The sequence below is a fragment of the Candidatus Thermokryptus mobilis genome, assembly GCF_900070205.1.
GTDB lineage: Bacteria > Bacteroidota > Ignavibacteria > Kryptoniales > Kryptoniaceae > Kryptonium > Kryptonium mobile.
In genome coordinates this window covers 76874-94745 of the sequence record NZ_FAOO01000001.1, presented here as the reverse complement: position 1 = coordinate 94745, position 17872 = coordinate 76874, and the positions used below count along the sequence as shown (strand labels likewise).

The following is a 17872-nucleotide window of genomic DNA, read 5'->3' as shown; positions in this document are numbered from 1 at the left end:
CGTTTTAATTCTGCTCTAAATTCATTATTAAAGGCTTCAATCTCTTTCCTTATAAGTTCCGTTTTTTCGTCAATTCGTTTGAATTCCGCTTTAAATTCATTTTTAAGAACTTCGTTTTTCTCATCAAGACGCTTTACCTCAGATTCAAACCTTACCCTGAGTTCATTCACTGCGGACTTAATCTCTTGAAGCTCAGGGACGATAAGCTCTTGAATTAGTTTTTTTACATCAACTTTAGGCATTAACCTTCAATACCGATTTTATTGATTTCAATTTGTGTATAATTTTGTCTGTGCCCTTTTGTTACCTTGTATCCCTTACGACGTTTCTTTTTGAAGACGATGATTTTTTCACCTTTCACATGGTCAAGAACCGTTGCCTCAACAAAAGCGCCCTGGACAAATGGATTCCCAACAAGTGTTTTTCCATTTTCTTGAAGCAAGAGGACTGATGAAAATTTAACCTTGCTTCCTGGTTCAGCGTTTAACTTTTGGACAAAAATTTTATCGGCTTCCTTGACCTTGTATTGATGACCTCCAATCTTTACGATTGCAAGCATTCCCTTAATTCCACTTTGTTTGACAAAATCACTTAAAATTTAATAAATCGGGGATGAAATTCCAAAAGTGAAGGATGAAAATTTGACTTTATCCAAGTAAATTAATATCTTAACTTGTGTGAAATAGCTTCGCAGAAGCCAAAAATTCAGGAGGTGAGATGATACAAAGTAGATTGATACTAGTGTTAATTTTATTTTTTATCGTCGGTTGTAGACCTAAAAGCTTGCCACTTAAAGATTCAACAACTATAGAAACGCTTGCTGACTCAGCGTTGTGTCCATTGCCAGATTCCGCAAGTAAAATTGAAAATACGAAGCAAAATTACAAAGAGGTCTTAAAAAGAGATGTTTTAATCTATGACTCTTTAACTACTGCTGAAATTATAGCCGAAGTTGAAAAGGATTATGAGACGATTTTAAAATATCTATCGCAGGGTGATACAATCTCTGCAATTGATTTGATGCATTCTGCGATGGAAAAGCTTGACGAGATTTCAAGGACAAGCGAAATTGAGACAAATAAAGATTTTGAAACGATAAGCAATAAAATTTTGTCAATCTATAACAAGCATTTTGCGAAGTTTGATTCAATTTTTCAAGAGACACCGATTAGCGAGTATATTTCAAATATCCAGGATCGTCTCAATCAGATAGGCGATATAGTTGACACTGTGGGTGTTAAGGTTGAATTGAAGCCATTTCCTCCTTCTTTAAGGACAACGATTCCGCTTGTGGTGAATGAATATGTTCAAGCTTATCTTGATTATTTCCTTGGGGATGGAAGGTATTTTATGGAAATGTGGCTTGATAGATTGGAAAAATATCTACCTATGTTTAAGAAAATTTTCTCGGAATATGGTCTTCCGGAGGAGTTAATATATCTTTGTATGATTGAAAGCGGTGTGAGTCCATTTGCTGTATCAAGAGCGAAGGCAGTTGGAATTTGGCAATTTATAAAATGGACGGGTAAATTGTATGGGCTTGAAGCTAATTGGTGGTATGATGAGAGAAGAAATCCAGAAAAATCAACACACGCTGCAGCGCGATATTTAAAAGACCTTTACAATCTGTTCGGCGACTGGTACCTTGCAATCGCTGCCTATAATTCCGGGGCTGGTAAAGTTCAAAGAGCTATGAGAAAATCTGGTGAGACGGACTTCTGGAAAATAAGAAAGTTCCTCCCACGGGAGACGAGAAATTATGTCCCGCAATATATAGCGGTGACATTGATATCGCTTGAACCGGAAAAATATGGATTTAAACCATTGAATCCGACTGCAGAAGCGTTTGAATATGATGAAGTTGTCGTTGATGCAAGCGTTAGTTTAAGAAAACTTGCAGAATGTGCACAAACCGATCTTGAGGCATTGATTGAGCTTAATCCAGAACTTATCCGCGGTTATACACCACCACACGAGTATGTCCTCAGGATTCCGAAAGGGAAAAAAGATATATTCGTTGTAAATTATAAATCCCTGCCAGACGATGAAAAGAAAAATTTCAGGGTTCATATCGTAAAGCGTGGCGAGACATTATACAAAATCGCGAAGCAATATAATGTCCAAGTTGATGTGATTTATAGATTTAATCCTAAACTTAAACCAAGAGCTTTAAGCATTGGACAAGTTGTTTTGATCCCCGATGTAATAAAACCTAATTCAATCGCATCAAGCAAACGCTACGCTAAAAGAGTTTATTCTGACGAAAGCGAAACGAAGATAATTTATCGCGTAAAAAAGGGTGATACTTTAAGTACAATTGCGCAAAGATATAATGTGAGTATAACTGAACTGAAAAAATGGAATCGCCTGAAGGGGAATAATATAAAAGTGGGGCAGAGAATTATAATTTTCACAAATTCATCAGCAATTGGCGGAAGTGATTGATTTTTTAACTTCATTGAGATAAATTTGTTTTGGCTGAAATTTCCCTCTTTTGCTGACCTCCTGAAAAATTGAAATTAAAAAAAGGAGGTCTTATTATGCCAATTTGTGAAAGGTTGAAAAACTTTCTTGATTCAAGCGGGGTTAAGTATATTACAATTATCCATTCAACCGCTTTCACATCTCAGGAGATAGCAGCGAGCGTCCATGTCAAGGGGAGAGAATTCGCAAAGTGTGTGATTGTTAAATCTGGCGAAAATTTTTTTATGCTTGTCGTCCCATCCGACCACAAGGTAAATTTTGAAAAAGCAAAAATCGCTTTAAATGTATCTGAACTGAAACTTGCTACCGAGGATGAATTTAAAAGTATTTTCCCGGATTGCGAGACAGGGGCGATGCCACCATTTGGTAACCTTTACGGCGTCCCTGTTTATGTTGATGAGAAATTTAAAGCGAACGAAGAGATAAGTTTCAATGGCGGGACTCATAACGATGTCGTTAGAATGAAAATGTCGGATTATGTTCAGTTGGTGAATCCAATTTTTTGCAATATTGGTGAACATATTTAAGCGGAGGGGGTGGGATTCGAACCCACGGTGGGTCGTTTGGACCCACAGCGGTTTTCGAGACCGCCCCGATCATCCACTCCGGCACCCCTCCAAAATTGCCGTTAAAATTTAAAAAATTGATGGAAAATATACAATTGGAAGTTGACCGCTCAATTTTAAAAGTTCTATCTCGGCAAGCTTCGCTTGATAAAGGGCTGAAATTAACCGACTTTCAGCATCAATGTAAGTTTTTTGTGCTTCCCTTAACTCAAGTGGTGTCAAGACCCCGAGCCGATATCTTTCAAGCGCAATTTCAACATTTTCACGAGCTATCTCAAGATTCTCCTTTTCAAGTTCAATTAATCTTAAACTCGTCTTGAAACTTTCATAATTTTTTAAAATTTGTGCCTTTACCTCATTCCGCACCTGATCAAATTTTATATCGCTGTTGATTATCTCTATCCTGGCATTTTCATACTCACGAAGTGAGTTCAATCCATTGAAGATGTTAAACGACACGCTGAAACCGTAGTTAAAACCAAGATTTTGATTTGACGCAATAAAGCCCGCCTGTGATTGTAAGCGAGCAAAACTATAACCAGCGAAGAAATTAACCAATGGAAACATCTTCGCCCTGACACTTGCGAGATTTATCTGAGCTATCTCTTTGTTCTTCTTGAAGTTCAAAAGCAAAGTATTTCTTTCCTCCGCTTGGGCAAGTAAAACATCAAGAGATAAGTCCCTAACTTGTATAGTATCCGTAATATCAAAGTCAATTTCAGGGTCTCTGCCTATGATTAAGTTTAAGTTTATCTTTGCATTTTTAAGTGCGATCTCTTGCTTCATAAGAGCATTCATATCCGCGTTCAAGTCAGCTTTTGCTTGTAAAAGTTCCGTCTTTGAAGCTGTTCCGACTTTATATTTTTCCTCCGCAATTTTAACCCTTTGTTCTGAAATTGCGATACTTTCCCTCAATGTTTTCAAAATTTCCTTCTGCCTTAAAATTTCGTAATAAGATGTTATAACCTCCGAAATTATTTCTTCAGCTGTTGCGATTGAATTGATCTGTGCCACTTCTTTCGTCTCTTTAAGCTTTTTATATGTGATCAAATTGTTAAGCCCATCAAAAATTGTCCAATTAAGTGTTAAGCCAAAATTAATTGAATTTGAAATCGCTCCAGTTCTATTTATTGACCTGCCATCAAAGTATTCTTGTCTGGTATTGTTTGAACTTCTGCTATAACCTGATGCCAGGTCAATCTTTGGTAAAAAGCCGGCGTTTCCAAGCGATAGATTGTTAAAAGCAATGTCAAGAAGATTTTTTGATATTTTTATATCTCGGTTGTTTTTCAGTGCAAGATTTATCGCTTCCTCAAGCGTTAAAATTTCCTGTGAGTAGCAAAGTCCAAAAATAAGGAAAAGAAAGGGGATTGCCTTCTTAAACATTTTTTGTTTCAAACTTTTATTTTGTGATATGCTTCGTTTCGATTATTTCGTTGTTTTTTGCAAGTTCAATTTCAGTTGGTTGCTCTTCAATTGGAATTTCAATTTGTTTTCTCTCGCTTGAGAGGTATGAATAAATCGCAGGTATGACATAAAGCGTTAAAATAGTTGAGAAGAGCAACCCACCAATGACAGCTATACCCATTGACTTTCTGCTTTCCGCTCCTGCACCGAGGGCAAGTGCTACGGGAACAAAAGCTAAAATTGTCGTTAAACTTGTCATAAGAATTGGGCGAAACCTTTGAGCAGCTGCGTCTTTCACCGCTTCTATTTTTGATAGCCCCATTGCTTTTCTTTGATTTGCGAACTCAACTATTAGAATTCCATTTTTAGTTACAAGCCCGACAAGCATTATCTGTCCGATCTGACTAAAGATGTTGATCGTCTGGTTGAAATACCACAGTGAAAACAAAGCGCCAGCAATGGCAAGCGGAACGGTGAACATTATGATAAACGGGTCAAGGAAGCTTTCAAATTGAGCGGACAGAACAAGATATGTCAAAATCAAAGCCAAAAGCATAACGAAAGCCAAACTTGACGAGCTTTCTGCATAATCTCTTGATGGACCACTTAAATCGGTTGAGAAGGTTTCGTCAAGAACTTTTTCCGCTATTTCATTCATCGCTTTGATACCATCGCCAATTGTTTTCCCTGGGGCAAGACCAGCTGAAACAGTTGCGGAAATATATCTGTTGAATCTGTAAAGTTGAGGTGGATTCACATCTTCTTCAAGAGTGATTAAATTGTCAAGCTGGATCAATTCGCCCTTGTTATTTCTGACATAGATTGATTTTAAATCAGCTGGTTTTTCAGCGTTCTCTCTTATAATTGAGCCGATGACTTGATATTGTTTTGAGCCGATTGTGAAGAAACCGAGACGTTGTTCGCTGTATGCAAGTTGTAATGTTTGAGCTACATCTGCAACGGAAACACCAAGGGCTTTAGCTCGTTCCCGATTAACTTTAACTTTTAGTTCGGGTTTATTGAATTTCAAATTAACATCAACGATTGTGAACTCCGGTCGTTTACTTGCTTCATCAATAAATTTGGGCAGAACTTGTTTCAATTTCTCAAAGTTAGGTGCTTGAATAACAAATTGCACAGGTAGACCACGCCGTGCAACTCCTATGCTCAGGTCTTGTGAGACATAAGCTATTACTCCAGTAAGTTGTCTTAGTTTTGCTGAAAGCTCATTTGCGATTTGCTGTTGGCTTCTTTCTCTTTTATCTCTTTCACTCAACCTGATTCTTATGAACCCAGTGTTTGAACCGGTTTCACGAAAGGTAGGTGAAGTGATAGCGAAAATTGCCTCTGCCTCCGGGACATTTGATTCAACAAGATTGAGAATCTCATCCATATATTTTGACATCTGATAATATGAGGTTCCTTCCGGCGCGGTTGCGTTAATTGTGAGCATCCCTCTATCTTCAAGCGGGGAAAGCTCGGAAGGTAAACTCGTCCCGAAAATTACAATCGCAAGCGCTGACATCCCAATTATTACAAATGCAAACCACCTTTTCTCCATAAATTTATCAAGAGAGCGACGGTAGGAGTTCATTAGCTTATTAAAAAACGGCTCTGTCTTGTAATAAAATTTTGAGTGTCCTCTTTTACTCATAAACTTCACGCTTAACATAGGTGTAAGCGTAAGTGCAACGAAAGATGAAATTACAACAGAACTGGCAATTACAACGCCAAATTCGCGGAACAATTTCCCAGTGAAACCCTGTATAAATATGACTGGCATAAAAACAGCAACAAGTGCTATCGTTGTGGCGATGACGGCGAAGAATATCTCCTTTGTTCCTCTGATTCCAGCCTCGTAAGGATTAAAGCCCCTTTCAATTTTTGAATAAATGTTTTCAAGGACGACGATAGCATCGTCAACGACCATACCAATTGCGAGAACAAGACCGAGCAATGTTAAAACATTTATTGAAAATCCAGCAATATACATCACGAAAAATGCCCCGATTAATGAAACAGGGATAGCAAGTATCGGTATAAGCATTACCCTCCATTCTCTAAGAAAGAAAAATATGACGACAACGACAAGACCAAATGCAATTAATATCGTTTCCCTTACTTCATTTACGGATTGCCTTATATACTTTGTCGTGTCAAACCCAATCCCAAGCTGTATATCTGGTGGAATCTCTTTTTTAAGTTGCTCAACTCTTCTATAAAATTCATTAGCTATGTTTATGTGATTAGCCCCTGGTTGTGGGATAATGGCAACACCAACTTGTGGGATCCCGCCTTTCCCCTTCATTATCGTTCTTATATTTTCAGGTGCAAGTTCAGCATATCCGACATCTCTTAATCTTATTATTTTACCCTCACTTTCCTTTATTATCAAGTTGTTAAAATCTTCAGGTGTTTGAAGACGTCCTATCGTTCTAATCGTTAATTCAGTTGTCTTTCCTTCAATTCTCCCGGATGGAAGTTCAATGTTTTCTCTTGCAAGGGCGTTTCTTATATCAAGAGGTGTCAAATGATAAGCAGCAAGCTTGACCGGGTCCATCCAAATTCTCATTGAGTATTTTTTCTCACCCCAGATCCTTACCTCGCTTACGCCTGGTATTGTTTGCAATCTTTCTTTAAATACATTTATCGCTATATCAGTCAGTTCAAGTAAGCTTCTTTTATCGCTTTGAACAGTTAAAACTATTATGGGGAAAGCGTCCGCATCAGCTTTTTGAACAATGGGTGGGTTAACATCTGGCGGTAGGAGGCGGATAGCCCTTGAAACTCTATCTCTTACATCGTTTGCTGCAGCTTCAAGGTCTTGGTCAACCGTGAACTCAACTCTTATTGTACTTCTACCATAACTACTTACAGAGGTCATCGTTCTTATCCCAGCGATCCCGCTTATTGATTCCTCAAGCGGTTCTGTTATTTGCGATTCAATTATATCTGGATTAGCACCAGGATAAGTTGTTGTCACTGTAACTACGGGAGGGTCAACCGCAGGGTATTCTCTAACGCCAAGATAGAAGTATGAAATTATCCCAAAAATTAAAATGGTAAGCGACATAACTATAGAAAGAATCGGTCGCCTTATGCTCAGTGACCACAAACCCATGGCTTTATCTCCATTTAAATTTTATTCAATTGAGACGACTTTAACTTTGAAGCCGGATTTAAGCTGTAATAATCCAGTTGTCAAGACGGTATCCCCGGGCTGAACACCGGAGAGAACTTGTATAAATCTTTCAGTTCTTACCCCTGTTTCAACTTTTCTTTCAACAGCTTTACCATTGTTGCAGATGAACACTTTGTTTCCCTCAACGCTTGGGATTAGAGCTTCGGCAGGGATTAAAATCGCATTGGTTATCTCCTCAAGTATTACCTCAACCTCAGCAAAAGCCCCAGGCAAAATTTCGTAATTTTTATTCGGGAATATAGCTCTAACTTGCAAAGTCCTTGTTGAAGGGTCTATTTTAGGGTCAATTGCATATATTACAGCGCTGTATTTTTTATCCGAACCCTGAACTTTGAAATTTATCCTGTCGCCGACATTTATAAGTTTGACATATTTTTCCGGAATTGAAAATTCAATTTTTAATGTGTCAATATCTTGAAGCGTTGAAATTTTTGTAGCAGGTGATATATAACTTCCCTCGCTTACATATCTTAAGCCAATTACCCCATCAAAAGGTGCTTTTATCTGTGTTTTTTCAATCCTTGCCTTTATAAGTTGAATCTGTGCCTCAAGCGTATTAAGTTCAGTGAGAGCGATGTCATATTCCTGTTTGCTTATGGCTTCTTTTTCAAGGAGCATCCTTTGTCTGTATTCTTTCTCTTGAGCGAGTTTTTTCTGATACTGGGTTTTTAAAAGCTCAGCTTGAAGTTCAGAGTCGTCAACTTTGACAAGTATATCACCTTTTTTAACTTTGCTCCCCTCGTTGAAGTAGATTTTGACGATTTTCCCAGAAATCTCGCTTCTCACTTCAATTTCTTCATTGGCGAGTATAGTCCCGGTGACGAAAATTTTATTCTCAAGTTTTTGAGGTTTTGCAATATAACCTTTAACATTTAATTCAGGTATCACCGCAGGGTTTGCCTTTTGCGTTTTCTTATCAGCAAAAATTGATTTTATCTTTGGGATTGAAAGACCCACAACTATTGCAATAGCGATAACTATAAGTCCCTTGTTTGGAATTTTCACAATTGCTTCAAAACTTTGTTTTTAACTTTAGACGCCGTTAAAATTTTCTTGTTTCCCGATTTGCTTGGTTTTTTCGTTTCCTTTAAATTATCAAAAATGAGATTTATTTAAAACAGCTTCGCATCCGCTATGAGCGCAGAAAGGAAGATAATCATAAAAGGTGCAAGGGTTCATAACCTTAAAAACATAAATCTTGAGCTTCCTAAAAACAATCTGATCGTATTCACAGGCGTAAGCGGTTCGGGGAAGTCATCGCTTGCATTTGACACCATTTACGCTGAGGGGCAGAGAAGATATGTTGAAAGTTTATCTGCGTATGCGAGGCAATTTCTTGAAAGGATGGAAAAACCCGATGTTGATTTGATTGAGGGGATCGCTCCGGCAATTGCGATAGACCAAAAAACGACTGGGAAAAATCCGCGCTCAACCGTTGGAACTATGACAGAAATATATGACTATCTCCGACTTCTTTTTGCAAGAATAGGAAAAACATATTGCTCAAAGTGTGGTAATCTTGTTCAAAAAGATTCACCCGGTTTCGTCGTTGAGAAGATAAAACAAATCCCGGAAGGCGGTAAAATTTTTATACTTTTCCCGCTTCAATTACACAAAGGGCATACATTGGAGGAAGAAATTGAAGCCCTAAAGGAGAAAGGTTTTTACAGAATCTATGTTGAGGGTGAGCTCCTTGATGTAAATGAAAATCTAAACTTGAGGAAAATATTAGGAAAAGAGATTTACGTTCTTGTTGATAGAATAGTTGTGCGCCATGATATGGATGAGGCGAGATTGTTTGATTCTGTTGAGATGGCTTTCAACGAGGGGAGGGGTAATATGATTGTAAAAGTTTTAGATAGCGGTGAGACATTTAAATTTAGCGAACATTTTGAGTGTGCTTATTGTGGTATTGAATATGAGGAGCCAGAGCCCAGGTTGTTTTCGTTCAACAATCCGTATGGCGCTTGTCCGAAGTGTCAAGGTTTTGGTAGAGCTTATGGTATTGATTGGGACGCCATCGTTCCTGATAAAACTAAAAGTATAAAAGAGGGTGCAATCCATCCTTGGAGGAGTGAGAAATTCGCCTGGTTTCAAAAGGACTTGATGCGTATTGCAAAAAAGGTCGGAATCCCAGTTGATATTCCGTTTAAGGATTTAACGCCTGAGCAAATTGAAATCATAAAGAATGGTTACGATGGATTTGAGGGTATAAATGGTTTTTTCAACTTGCTTGAGGAGAACTCTTACAAAGTTCATTACAGGGTTATGCTTTCAAGATATAGGGGTTATACGACTTGCGACTTGTGCGGGGGTTCACGCCTAAGAAAAGAAGCGTTGAATGTCAAGATAGCAGGTAAAAGTATTTACGATATAGTTAAGATGTCAATTGGGGAAGCTTATCAGTTCTTTCAAAATCTTGAACTCACCGATTATGAAAAAACGGTTTCAGCAAGCATTCTTTCGGAGATAAATAAAAGGTTGAAGTATCTTTATGAGGTTGGACTTGGATACTTAACACTTGATAGATTGTCAAATACTCTCTCTGGTGGGGAAGCACAAAGGATAAACCTCGCCACGGCGCTTGGATCTTCTCTTGTCGGTGCGCTTTATATACTTGATGAGCCGAGCATTGGATTGCACCCAAGAGACACACACAGATTGATTAAAATTTTGAAATCGTTAAAGGAAAATGGAAATACAGTTATAGTGGTTGAACACGATAGAGAGATAATTGAATCAGCGGATCACATCGTTGACCTTGGTCCAGGTGCTGGGGAAAACGGTGGGAAGATTGTCTTTCAGGGCAGTTACGAGGGAATTTTGAAAGATGAAAATTCATTAACAGGGAAATATCTCAGCGGTCGGCTTAAAATCCCTGTGCCTCAAAAGAGGAGGAAACCCAAAAAAGGAAATTCAATTATAGTTCGTGGGGCGAGAGAACATAATTTGAAAAATATTGATGTTGAATTTCCATTGAATGTTTTTGTATGCGTCACTGGAGTGAGCGGTTCTGGGAAGAGCACCCTTGTGCACGATATACTTTATTCAGCCTTGAGGAAAATAAAATATGGGACCTATGAAGGTAAAATTGGGAAATTTGATAAGATTGAGGGTTATGAATTGATTGATGCAGTAGAGATGGTTGATCAATCACCAATAGGTAAAACCCCAAGGTCTAATCCTGTCACTTATATAAAAGCGTTTGACGGCATAAGGGAGCTTTTCGCATCAACTCATCTCGCAAAAGTTAGAGGTTATACCCCGGGTCATTTTTCATTTAATATACCAGGTGGAAGATGTGAGACCTGTGAAGGGGATGGCTTTGTTAAGATTGAAATGCAATTTCTCGCTGATATTTATCTTCCTTGTGAATCGTGCAACGGGAAAAGATATAAGTCGGAAATACTTGAAGTTGAATATAAAGGCAAGAATATAAGCGATGTCTTAAATATGACTGTAACGGAGGCAATAGAATTTTTCAAAGGACATAGGAAAATCGTTGATAGGTTGAAGGTTCTTGAATCTGTTGGTCTCGGTTATATTAAACTAGGACAACCTGCAAACACACTTTCAGGGGGCGAAGCGCAGAGAATTAAGCTTTCTGCACATTTACTTGCATCGGAATCAAGTCCACATACTTTATTTATCTTTGATGAGCCGACAACTGGGTTGCATTTTGACGATATCGCAAAGCTATTGAAGGCGTTTGATTCGCTTCTTGACGCTGGACATTCAATTATAGTGATTGAGCATAATATGGATGTAATAAAGTGTGCTGATTGGATAATTGACCTTGGTCCTGAAGCTGGGGACCTGGGTGGATATGTCGTTGCGGTTGGGACGCCTGAAGAAATCGCTCAAAATCCTAACTCCTACACTGGACAATTCCTTCGCAAATATCTTGATTAAATTTTCATCAAAAATCTTGCCAGACATCCCCCATTTTTGTGATTTCTGTCAATGAAATGTTCCTTTATTGGTTATTATATTTTAAGTGGAAATTGTAACTTGATTTTTGAAGCGAGGACCTCAGGGGGGAGGTTCTGCTTCAATGTTAAAGGTCTGGGCGAAAAGCCCAGACCTTTTCATTTTAAATGTAAATTGGTTTCTTTTCATAAGGTATTGGGTCGTCAACGCCGGCAAGTTGAAAACCGCGAAGTCTAAGGGCACAACTATCACAAACACCGCAAGCGATGTCCTCTCTTTGATAACAACTCCATGTAAGATGAAGCGGAGCACCAAGTTCAATGCCCTTCTTCACTATTTCCCACTTCTTCATATCAATTATTGGCGTAACTATTTGAATTGGATGTCCCTCAACTCCTGCCTTTGTCCCAAGCCGAATCACTTCATTAAAAGCATTATAGAATTCCTTTCTGCAATCCGGATATCCAGATGAGTCCTCTTCAACCGCTCCAATGAAAATTTTACTTGCTCCCAAGACCTCAGCCCAAGATACGGCAATTGAAAGCATATTTGCGTTTCTAAACGGAACATAGCTCGTTGGGATTCCAACCCTTTTTAAATCCGCTTTTTCAACTGGTATGTTTTCATCCGTTAAACTTGATCCACCGATTAACTTTAAATGTTCAACGTTGATGATTAGACGTCTTTTGACATTGTAAAAGTCAGCTATATCGTTAAATGCTTTCAGCTCTCTTTTTTCCGTTCTTTGTCCATAATTTAAGTGTAAAAAGGCGAGTTCATAACCAAGTGAGTTTGCGATCGCAGCTGTAACGCATGAGTCCATCCCGCCACTTACAAGAACGACAGCAATTTCTCTCATAAGGTTTGAAATTTTTGTTTTAAATTTTTTCAACCTCAATCATGTTTGTTGAGCCACGTTTGAAAAGCGGTATCCCAGCAGTCATTATAACAAGGTCACCTTTATTCAAAATTTTGCTTTCCTTAAGTTGTTCCTTTGCTGTTTCAATCGTTTTATCTGTTTCAGAAATTTCCTTTATCTTAACGCTGATCACACCCCAGACAAGATTTAGCCTTTTGACAACCTCTTCGCTATCCGTCAGTGCGATTATCGGAACATATGGTCTATATTTAGCGATTGCTTTTGCTGTTGCTCCCGTGTGGGTTATCGTAACTATTGCCTTAGCGTTCAGTTGTTGTGCAAGAAGACAAGCTGCACGACCTATTGCGTCAACCTCATCTTTAAGCTTTAAGTTCGGGTCAAATATCGGCTCGTAAAATTTATACTGCGTTTCAGCAGTTCTTATGATTTTATCCATCATTTTAACGGATTCAATCGGAAATTCACCGATGGATGTTTCACTGCTTAACATTACTGCATCTGTTCCGTCAAGGACAGCATTGGCTACATCAGTAGCTTCAGCTCGGGTCGGTCTCGGATTTGAAACCATTGATTCTAACATCTGCGTTGCTGTGATAACTGGCTTGCCGAGTTTGTTTGCTTTCTTGATTAACATCTTTTGTAAAATCGGAACATCCTCAGTTGGAAGTTCAACCCCAAGATCACCCCTTGCAATCATTATGCCGTCGGATATATCAATGATCTCATCAATTGACTTTATCGCTTCAACCCGTTCAATTTTAGCGATTACAGGTAGCGTCTTCCCGAATTCTTCCATCTTTGAAAGTAAATCAAGGACATCTTTCTTCCTGCGCACAAAGGATAATGCAACCATGTCAACACCGTTTTCTATACCGAATTTTAAATCTTGAACATCTTTTTCTGTCAGTGACGGTATGCGAACATTTACACCGGGTAAATTGACACCTTTATGTGACTTTAAAAGCCCACCATCAACAACCTCACACTTTACTTTCCTGCTTTTAATTTCAATAACTTTAAGTTCAATCAACCCATCGTCAAGTAAAATGGTGTCGCCAGGTTTTACGTCCTCAGCGATGTATTCATATTGAATCGGTATGATTTGACCGTTCCCCTCAACTTGTTCGGATGCAAGATAAATTAGTTCTCCGATTTTTAATTCTATCGGTTCATTTTTTAACCTCCCAACCCTGATCTTCGGACCTTGTAAGTCCTGAAGTATTGAAATGTGTTTCCCTGTGATTTCGGATGCTTTTCTGACAAGATTTATGAAATTGAGATGGTCATCGTAATCGCCATGTGAAAAGTTCAACCTTGCGATATCCATCCCAGCATTTATAAGCTCAATAATTTTTTCAAGCGTGTTAGTTGCAGGTCCAAGTGTGCAGACGATTTTTGTTCTTCTAAAGTTTTCCTCCTTTAAAAATTTTTTCATTGTTAACAATTGGCTTTTGATTTTTTCAAATAATAAAGATAAGAGAGATAAAAGTCAAGATTTTTGGCTTTGTGACTTGATTTTTTTTGATTTTGGTATTATATTAATAATGACTTTCCGCGGTAGCTCAATTGGCAGAGCAGCTGGCTGTTAACCAGCGGGTTGCAGGTTCGAGTCCTGCCCGCGGAGCTTTTTTTTGATAATACAAACGGGAGATTTTCAGAAAGGGAAACGAAAATCCAATTCTCTTTGAGAGCAAAGTGAAAAATTTACTCTAAAGTTTATTTTTTGCGGGGCTCCCTCGCCTTATTTATTTTAAAGGTTTAACATATTAGAAATTTACTATGACAACTGAACTAGAATTTACTAATCGAGTGTTGAAATTTTTTAGAGCTAAATTATATTCCGACAGGAAATTTTCTGATGTTAAGGTTGATAAAGAAGTAAATATTTTAAAAGATTTTACATTTGGTAAAGATAAAGAAGGAAATTGGAGACCAGTTTTGGGGCTTCAGCAACAGGACATCGTGTTTTACAAAGATACCCTTGCCACTGAAAAGCTTGGCAATGGGGTTTACATAAGGAACATTGGTAAAAGAGGAGAAATTATAATTCCGCTTATAATCTGCGAACTTAAAGTTGGACAAAGTATGAACACCCATGGGTTTTTGACTTATGCTCGGATTTCTAGCGAGATAAAATATATTTTCCCGCATTGCGCTTACTATTTTCTTTTAGATTCCCGAAAAGAAAGAAACTTGCAACCAGATACTATTTTAAGACAAGGTAAGGGCTTTGATCGGATCTTTTTAGAATGGGAAAAGGATAAAGAAATCATCTGGAACGATATTAGAAAACACTTAGAATACCTTAGACGTCTCAAGATAATATAAACAAAAATCCCACCGCTGGGTAATTTTTAAGATTTGATAATTCCTCATTTTATTCCAACCAAACATACATACATCATATCATCTAAGTTCTCTATGTTATTATACCTGAACTCAAGCTCCTTGAGGTAGTATGCAAAGTTCTCTTTTCTTACACCGTGAAACTTAAGAAGCCTCTCTCTTTTGCATAACTTCAGAAGTGTTTGGTTAAGCTTGACTTTTAAGTTTCATTTTTGGTATGAACTCAAACCAGAAATATTTTTACACAAACCTTTGGAGTTTAAAGAAAAAGTATTATCTTTGGAATGTTAAACTAAATCCAAGGAGGAAAATTTAATGTGTGAGGAAAATTTAAAACCAAGAGCAAATTTCCTTCTCTTTTTCAAAATTTTTTTAATGTTCCTGCTTTTTAACCTTTCTCAATCTCAAACAATCGGAACTGAATTTCCAGTTGAAACCGCTCCGGATTCAACTTTTGCAACTGGCTTTGCCCAAGATGCTCAAAAATATGCCATAGTGATGCGAAGGGAAAGGGGAAATGTAGCTGAAATTGTCTTGCAGTTTCATTCAAAAAGCGATCACTCGCTTATTACTAATCCAATCGTTTTAGGGACAACTTCCATGCTAAAGGAAGATTTTGACAGAGGGCTTCCACAAGTTGCTTTTGATGGGAGTCGTTTTCTTGTTGTTTGGACAGATGGGCAAAATGGAGGTTTAAAGTATCGCTTCATTGATGGACAAACATTTGCGTTAAGTGATTTGTATTCTGAGCCCACCCTACCTTCTTATATTTCAGGAATCGGTGTATTACATTTTAATCCAAATTTGAACAAATATTTTCTCGTCTCTGAAATTTATGTCGCCAATCAGGGTTATTATTTGATTTACAATTTCATTCGTCCTGACGGCTTTTTGGAAAACTCAAATCAAATTTCAAGTATCCCATGTCGGGGGGAATATTCACTTGCTTTTGGGGGCTCAAGATATTTGGTTGCTTTTGTGAAGGAAACGGGCTCTTATGACAATGAGATTTGGGGACAGTTATTAAATCAAGACGGTTCACCTATTGGTTCAACTTTCTTAATTGATGGTAGCCAAGAACCAAGTGATAACCCGCTATATGTAACTTTTGATGGGAGCAAATTTATTTGCTTTTTCCCTGATGAAGAATCAACGGGTTGGAAAACTTATGCGAGGATAATTCAATCTGATGGAACGATTCAGCAAGGACGCTATTTAATTTCGGAAAACGGCTGGCTGTCGCCATTTGCAATTGTTGGAGAGAATAAAGTTTTAGTCACAACTACAAAAGTTAGTCCAAACCCTGATTCTTGTTTTGTGTTTGGGAGATTTTTTGATTTGTCTTTAAATCCAACAAACAGCGAATTTGCTGTCTTTCGCCAGTTGGCTGGTAAAGTCCCAATCGGTGGAATTGGGGTGTATGAGAATGGGAAATTTTATGCTTACACAAACAGGGTAAATTTGGGGTTTACGAATCAGGGTGATGTGTTCTTTACAAATGGTGATGTTTATGGTGTCGCTATCTCTTATGTAACCAATGTTGAGGAGCTTTGGGGTTTGCCTGAAAGATTTGCATTGAAACAAAATTATCCCAATCCGTTTAATCCGGTCACAAGAATTGAATTTGAAGTGCCAGAAAGGGTGAATGTAAAGCTGATCGTCTATGATATTCTTGGTCGTGAAGTTAAGAAACTTGTTAATGAGGAGTTTGAACCTGGGAAATATAGAGTAGATTTTGATGGAAGCGGTCTTCCAAGTGGGATTTACATTTATCGTCTTGAAGCGGGAAGGTTTGTTGATGTGAAGAAGATGGTGTTGGTAAAGTAAAAGCTTCATTTTATCTTTCCCTCTCCACTTATGGGAGAGGATTAGGGTGAGAGGTGATGTTAATTTTTTCACCCTCATCTTAGTCCTCCCCCGTCAAGGGGGAGGAAAATTCCTTTCAGTTTGTTTTCCTCTCCCCTTGCGGGAGAGTGGGGGTGTTAAAATTCATTCCCATCTTAGTCATCCTCTATCAAGAGAAGGGATTGAAATGATTTGTCAAAGTGTGGGGTGTTTTAATTTTTGAAATAGAAGTTGGTTAAGCTTGACTTTTAAGTTTCATTTTATTATATTTACTTTGCAACACAAAGTAATTTGTGAAACAAAATATGGAGGGGGAAAAATGGAGCGAGATTTAGACCAGGCACGGGAGACGCTTGTTCAGATAACGGAAGCGTTCAGGAGGACAAGACAGATGTTGGCAAGGAGAAGAACAGGGGATTATCTTATTCTATGGGGGATTGTTGTATCACTTGGTTATGTTTTGAATCGTTTTGTTGAAGGGAATTTGTTATGGCTTTCGCTTTTTGGAATCGGATGGGTTGGAACAGCTTTGATAGTGATAAGGCAAATCAAGATGACAAAGGAAAAAAGGATTTATTTCCCAGAGGGTATGTATTTAGGTATTGTTTGGATTTCGTTGGTGATTTATTCGCTGATCTGGTTTTTTATTATTAGTAGAGAGAGTAGTGGGTTAAGTGGGATCGGGATTTCTCTTCTATGGTTGAATTTTATGATGTATGGTTACATTTTGATGGGAATTTTCCTTGGGAAGGAGATGGCTTTCATAGGAATTTTTGCTACGGTTTCGTCAATTCTTGTTGGTCTATATCTTCGTGAGTATTTCAGTTATGCTATGGCTTTAATTTCTCTTTTTGCTTTCGTTGGTGGTGGAATTTACATCAATAGGAGGTGGGGTAGATGAAGGGTGAACTTGATGAGATAATTCATCAGCCGACGAGAACAAAGATAATGGCTTCGCTTTACACGCTTGGTGAAGGTGGAGAGATTGAGTTTATTGCCTTGAGGGATTTGCTTGGTCTTTCGGATGGGAATCTGTCCTCACACTTGAGCAAGCTTGAAGAGGCAGGATATGTCAAAATTAGAAAGACATTTGAGGGAAAGAAACCGAAGACATATATCTCTTTGACCGCAAAGGGGAGAAAAGCTTTTGAAAATTATATCTCGGTTCTAAAGAAGATGTTTGAAGGTGAAAAATTTTAAAAACTAAAAAAT

The 17872-nt window shown here is 38.1% G+C and carries 14 protein-coding genes and 2 tRNA genes; 8 read left to right on the top strand and 8 right to left on the bottom strand.

Annotated features, from left to right (window positions below; translation table 11 throughout):
• Positions 1 to 242: hypothetical protein (locus FKZ43_RS11350; protein ID WP_181180186.1), on the bottom strand; the 242-nt coding region annotated here is incomplete at its 3' end.
• Positions 242 to 559 carry a 50S ribosomal protein L21 gene (rplU, locus tag FKZ43_RS00420; protein WP_140943901.1) on the bottom strand — a complete coding sequence of 106 codons (318 nt, stop codon included), beginning with the start codon at positions 557 to 559 and terminating at the stop codon, positions 242 to 244. The genes rplU and FKZ43_RS11350, both read right to left, overlap by 1 nt.
• Before the next feature lie 158 nt (positions 560 to 717).
• Between rplU and FKZ43_RS00415 the strand changes: the two genes are divergently transcribed.
• A complete protein-coding gene (locus tag FKZ43_RS00415) occupies positions 718 to 2445 on the top strand; it encodes a lytic transglycosylase domain-containing protein (RefSeq protein WP_140943900.1) in 1728 nt (575 codons plus the stop codon).
• Between the two features lie 95 nt (positions 2446 to 2540).
• Entirely contained in the window at positions 2541 to 3011 is a 471-nt protein-coding gene (locus FKZ43_RS00410; protein ID WP_140943899.1) for an aminoacyl-tRNA deacylase, read from the top strand.
• A gap of 1 nt (position 3012) precedes the next feature.
• Here FKZ43_RS00410 and FKZ43_RS00405 read toward each other — a convergent pair.
• The 4 genes from FKZ43_RS00405 to FKZ43_RS00390 form a co-directional block, all read right to left on the bottom strand.
• Positions 3013 to 3102 (bottom strand) — tRNA-Ser (locus FKZ43_RS00405).
• Between the two features lie 17 nt (positions 3103 to 3119).
• Entirely contained in the window at positions 3120 to 4436 is a 1317-nt protein-coding gene (locus tag FKZ43_RS00400) for a TolC family protein (RefSeq protein WP_140943898.1), read from the bottom strand.
• A gap of 16 nt (positions 4437 to 4452) precedes the next feature.
• Entirely contained in the window at positions 4453 to 7578 is a 3126-nt protein-coding gene (locus FKZ43_RS00395; RefSeq protein ID WP_140943897.1) for an efflux RND transporter permease subunit, read from the bottom strand.
• Positions 7579 to 7599: 21 nt separating this feature from the next.
• Positions 7600 to 8664 (bottom strand): efflux RND transporter periplasmic adaptor subunit, encoded by a 1065-nt coding sequence (locus FKZ43_RS00390; RefSeq protein WP_181180185.1) that lies wholly within the window; start codon positions 8662 to 8664, stop codon positions 7600 to 7602.
• A 129-nt stretch (positions 8665 to 8793) separates the two neighbouring features.
• Here FKZ43_RS00390 and uvrA point away from each other — a divergent pair, with 129 nt between their 5' ends.
• A complete protein-coding gene (gene uvrA, locus FKZ43_RS00385; protein ID WP_140943895.1) occupies positions 8794 to 11571 on the top strand; it encodes an excinuclease ABC subunit UvrA in 2778 nt (925 codons plus the stop codon).
• A 181-nt stretch (positions 11572 to 11752) separates the two neighbouring features.
• Here the strand turns inward: uvrA and queC are convergent, their stop codons facing one another.
• Both queC and pyk read right to left on the bottom strand, forming a co-directional pair.
• Positions 11753 to 12448, bottom strand: a complete 696-nt coding sequence (queC, locus tag FKZ43_RS00380) for a 7-cyano-7-deazaguanine synthase QueC (RefSeq protein WP_140943894.1) — start codon at positions 12446 to 12448, stop codon at positions 11753 to 11755.
• A gap of 19 nt (positions 12449 to 12467) precedes the next feature.
• On the bottom strand, positions 12468 to 13904 hold the full coding sequence (gene pyk, locus FKZ43_RS00375; RefSeq protein WP_140943893.1) for a pyruvate kinase: 1437 nt from the start codon (positions 13902 to 13904) through the stop codon (positions 12468 to 12470).
• Between the two features lie 116 nt (positions 13905 to 14020).
• Here pyk and FKZ43_RS00370 point away from each other — a divergent pair.
• The 5 genes from FKZ43_RS00370 (at position 14021) to FKZ43_RS00345 (ending at position 17860) form a co-directional block, all read left to right on the top strand.
• A tRNA-Asn gene (locus FKZ43_RS00370) sits at positions 14021 to 14093 on the top strand.
• A gap of 155 nt (positions 14094 to 14248) precedes the next feature.
• Positions 14249 to 14797: a hypothetical protein gene (locus FKZ43_RS00365; protein ID WP_140943892.1), complete on the top strand. Its 549-nt coding sequence runs from the start codon at positions 14249 to 14251 to the stop codon at positions 14795 to 14797.
• Between the two features lie 333 nt (positions 14798 to 15130).
• Positions 15131 to 16642, top strand: a complete 1512-nt coding sequence (locus FKZ43_RS00355; protein WP_140943891.1) for a T9SS type A sorting domain-containing protein — start codon at positions 15131 to 15133, stop codon at positions 16640 to 16642.
• 337 nt (positions 16643 to 16979) lie between these two features.
• Positions 16980 to 17561 carry a hypothetical protein gene (locus FKZ43_RS00350; RefSeq protein ID WP_140943890.1) on the top strand — a complete coding sequence of 194 codons (582 nt, stop codon included), beginning with the start codon at positions 16980 to 16982 and terminating at the stop codon, positions 17559 to 17561.
• Positions 17558 to 17860 (top strand): winged helix-turn-helix domain-containing protein, encoded by a 303-nt coding sequence (locus FKZ43_RS00345; RefSeq protein WP_140943889.1) that lies wholly within the window; start codon positions 17558 to 17560, stop codon positions 17858 to 17860. Before FKZ43_RS00350 ends, FKZ43_RS00345 begins: the two co-directional genes overlap by 4 nt.
• Positions 17861 to 17872: the final 12 nt, after the last annotated feature.

Bases quoted from the DNA above. Each gene is read 5' to 3' on its own strand.
- rplU (WP_140943901.1), bottom strand. From the start codon at position 559: ATGCTTGCAATCGTAAAGATTGGAGGTCATCAATACAAGGTCAAGGAA.
- FKZ43_RS00415 (WP_140943900.1), top strand. From the start codon at position 718: ATGATACAAAGTAGATTGATACTAGTGTTAATTTTATTTTTTATCGTC.
- FKZ43_RS00410 (WP_140943899.1), top strand. From the start codon at position 2,541: ATGCCAATTTGTGAAAGGTTGAAAAACTTTCTTGATTCAAGCGGGGTT.
- FKZ43_RS00400 (WP_140943898.1), bottom strand. From the start codon at position 4,436: ATGTTTAAGAAGGCAATCCCCTTTCTTTTCCTTATTTTTGGACTTTGC.
- FKZ43_RS00395 (WP_140943897.1), bottom strand. From the start codon at position 7,578: ATGGGTTTGTGGTCACTGAGCATAAGGCGACCGATTCTTTCTATAGTT.
- uvrA (WP_140943895.1), top strand. From the start codon at position 8,794: ATGAGCGCAGAAAGGAAGATAATCATAAAAGGTGCAAGGGTTCATAAC.
- queC (WP_140943894.1), bottom strand. From the start codon at position 12,448: ATGAGAGAAATTGCTGTCGTTCTTGTAAGTGGCGGGATGGACTCATGC.
- pyk (WP_140943893.1), bottom strand. From the start codon at position 13,904: ATGAAAAAATTTTTAAAGGAGGAAAACTTTAGAAGAACAAAAATCGTC.
- FKZ43_RS00365 (WP_140943892.1), top strand. From the start codon at position 14,249: ATGACAACTGAACTAGAATTTACTAATCGAGTGTTGAAATTTTTTAGA.
- FKZ43_RS00355 (WP_140943891.1), top strand. From the start codon at position 15,131: ATGTGTGAGGAAAATTTAAAACCAAGAGCAAATTTCCTTCTCTTTTTC.
- FKZ43_RS00350 (WP_140943890.1), top strand. From the start codon at position 16,980: ATGGAGCGAGATTTAGACCAGGCACGGGAGACGCTTGTTCAGATAACG.
- FKZ43_RS00345 (WP_140943889.1), top strand. From the start codon at position 17,558: ATGAAGGGTGAACTTGATGAGATAATTCATCAGCCGACGAGAACAAAG.